General features: G+C 32.9%; 2 protein-coding genes. Both read right to left on the bottom strand.

The window, feature by feature from the left end; genetic code table 11:
• Positions 1 to 78: 78 nt before the first annotated feature.
• Positions 79 to 738, bottom strand: coding sequence for a TetR/AcrR family transcriptional regulator (locus tag E1171_RS03085; protein WP_155203970.1), 660 nt, complete (start codon positions 736 to 738; stop codon positions 79 to 81).
• Between the two features lie 321 nt (positions 739 to 1059).
• A complete protein-coding gene (locus tag E1171_RS03090; protein WP_155203972.1) occupies positions 1060 to 2412 on the bottom strand; it encodes a tetratricopeptide repeat protein in 1353 nt (450 codons plus the stop codon).
• Positions 2413 to 2602 lie beyond the last annotated feature (190 nt).

Consider the following 2602-nt stretch of genomic DNA (forward strand, 5'->3'; position numbering starts at 1 on the left):
AAATTAACACTTCATTATCCCACTCATTATTAACCATTTAAAACACATGACCATCCAGTCATTTATTGGTCAAAATTTTTAGGATTTTCCGAAAGATTTCCGAAAAAACCCGCTCATATGGCGAACAAAATGTAATAATTCCTTATCCGAAAGCCCAAATACAGGTTGATTATTTTTTATGTTACTTCGGAAATCAATTCCACAAACTAATTCTAGATAATCCACTATTCCAATACTAAGCTGAACAATCATAAAAGCGGCAATTTTCAAATCCAGATCTTTTTTTAGCCGCCCCTTTTGATACTCTCCTACTAAAAGTTGCTCAAAAATTTCCAGGCTTTTTTGTTTGTGGGCTTTTAATAAATCTCCCAAATCCTCATTATTCTTTTCCTGATAAATTTGGTATAAAAAACCACTATGAAGAGGGTTCTCTAAATCAAATTTTATCCCTTCCAGATACATGGCTTCATACTTATCCCAAAAAGAATCGTAGGGTTTATTAAGTACTGAAAAGATATAATTGGATTTCTTTTCTTCACAAACCTTTTTCAAGTAAAAGTAAAGATCCTTTTTATTTTCAAAATATTGATAGAGGCTTCCCTTGGCTATACCACAAGCCTTCACAATTTTACTGACAGAAGCAGATTGGTAGTCGTTCAAAGCAAACTCCTGTAAGGCATGTCTAAGGAGTAATTCCTTTTTTTCTTGTGAGATCTTTTCAAAAGTGATAGTAGGCATGGATCAAATGTAATGACCACTCAGTCATAATGCAAGAAAAAAAGAAGAAAAGTGACTAGTCGGTCATATTAATAACCTACTTATAATCTAATCTGGTTTTTTATTGATATTTATTTTAGAAACAATTTATTCCCTTCTCTTTTAGTAAAGAAAAAGGTGCTAGGGAAAGGAATATTATAGTGGAAGATATTTAACCCAAAAGTTTGCACTAAAAATGAAATAGCTCAGAAAAGAAGACCAACCCTAAAGGCACAACCAAATTTTAAAATTGGCAAGGTTAATAAATCCCTCTTAGGGATTTAAAATATTAGGAAAAGATCTTCAAAACGCAGGTTGGGAAATACCCTTGAAGGCCTTTGAAAGCCTTTCAAAATTCTCAAGGCGTTTAAGGATTACTTCTCCTTCAAGATCTTTCTTTGGATCATAATCCAACCAAAATTCGGCATCTTTCTCCAGGGTATTTGATATTTTTTTGAGATCATAGCCATTTTGATTGAGGTATTTCAGAAGTGGACTTAGATCGATTTTCTCTCCAGTATAAGGATTAGTGATGACCCTTGAACGCTGACGGAATAATAAAAAGCCATAAAGAACTGTCAAAAGAAAAGCTGTGAGAATAATGGCTCCTATCCATAAAAGATTTGTTTTTTGCCCCTCTACATTAGCAACCACAAGTTTCTGATCAGCCAGCTCACCTTCTTTTCTTTCTAATTCAGAAAGATAGTATTCCTCTAATTGCTCTTTTTTATTGTTTCTAAAGGTTAAATATTTTTGAGAATATTCATGGTATTTATGAGCATCATTTTTAGCCAAAAAGATTTTGGTAAGTCCCTCAAGGCTTTCTTTAAGTGTAATGCCAATATTAAATTTTGCCGACAAATTGTAACAATCTTCCAAATACCTTTGAGCCTCGTCTAAATTGCCTTTTTTTAATGCCAAATGCCCAAAATTTGATAATAGGTTAGCTTCTACATAGGTCCTATTGTAATTGTTAGATGTTTTAAATAGCTCGAAAGATCTATCCAAATAATATTGGGCTGAATCCAATTCTTCGAGAACTAAATAATACCAACCAAGGTTACCTTCAGCCTCCAATATATCTTTATTACTTTTTGCCTTCCTTATACTTTCCTGGAATATATTGAAAGCCTTATCAAATTGACCTTGATCCAAATAGATTAGTCCAAGTGTATTTTCCAAATCATTGCTTTCAATTCCTAGATATTTATTAATCTCTATACTTTTAAGAGAGTACTTTAATGCATTTTCATTATCTCCCATTAAATTATAAGTCCATCCCAGATTCGAACAAATATAGACTGCTAATGAACTGTTTTCTGGAACAAGTTCAAGCGCTTTGCCGAGATTATTGATTGCAGCTTTAAATTCAAGCTGATCTTTAAAAATAAAACCTGTTAATAAATACGCTTTGGCCAAATATGAACTATCACCTGCCTTTGTTGCCAGCGTATTTAATTTTTCACTGAAATTTAATGCTAAAGCAGGGTTATCCGAAATATGCTTTCTGGCCAAAGCATAAGTTTGGCTCATTTTTTCTTCGACTTCATTTTTTGTTTCAGCTTTTAATGAATAAGGAATTGAAACCAAAAAGACAAATAGAAAAATGTACAAGCCTAATTTTTTTAGGCCTGTACAACAGTATTGTAATACCATAATAATCCTTTTAAGTTTTAAAAGGTAAATTAGAAAATATAATCAATAAGTATATCCCACCAACTCTTAGGTTCTTCAACTTCTTGTTCGGCTCCAATTGCTTGGGTAGTAGAATTTACCGCCAATGCTTTTGTTGGTGGTAAACCTCCATTATTCAACCCCGCATCTTCTTCTACAGGAGGAGCGGCCA

Origin of the sequence: Xanthovirga aplysinae (assembly GCF_009711365.1) — a bacterium.
In the GTDB taxonomy this organism is placed as follows: domain Bacteria; phylum Bacteroidota; class Bacteroidia; order Cytophagales; family Cyclobacteriaceae; genus Xanthovirga; species Xanthovirga aplysinae.

Coding starts and splice junctions, on each gene's coding strand:
- E1171_RS03085 (WP_155203970.1), bottom strand. CDS start 738: ATGCCTACTATCACTTTTGAAAAGATCTCACAAGAAAAAAAGGAATTA.
- E1171_RS03090 (WP_155203972.1), bottom strand. CDS start 2,412: ATGGTATTACAATACTGTTGTACAGGCCTAAAAAAATTAGGCTTGTAC.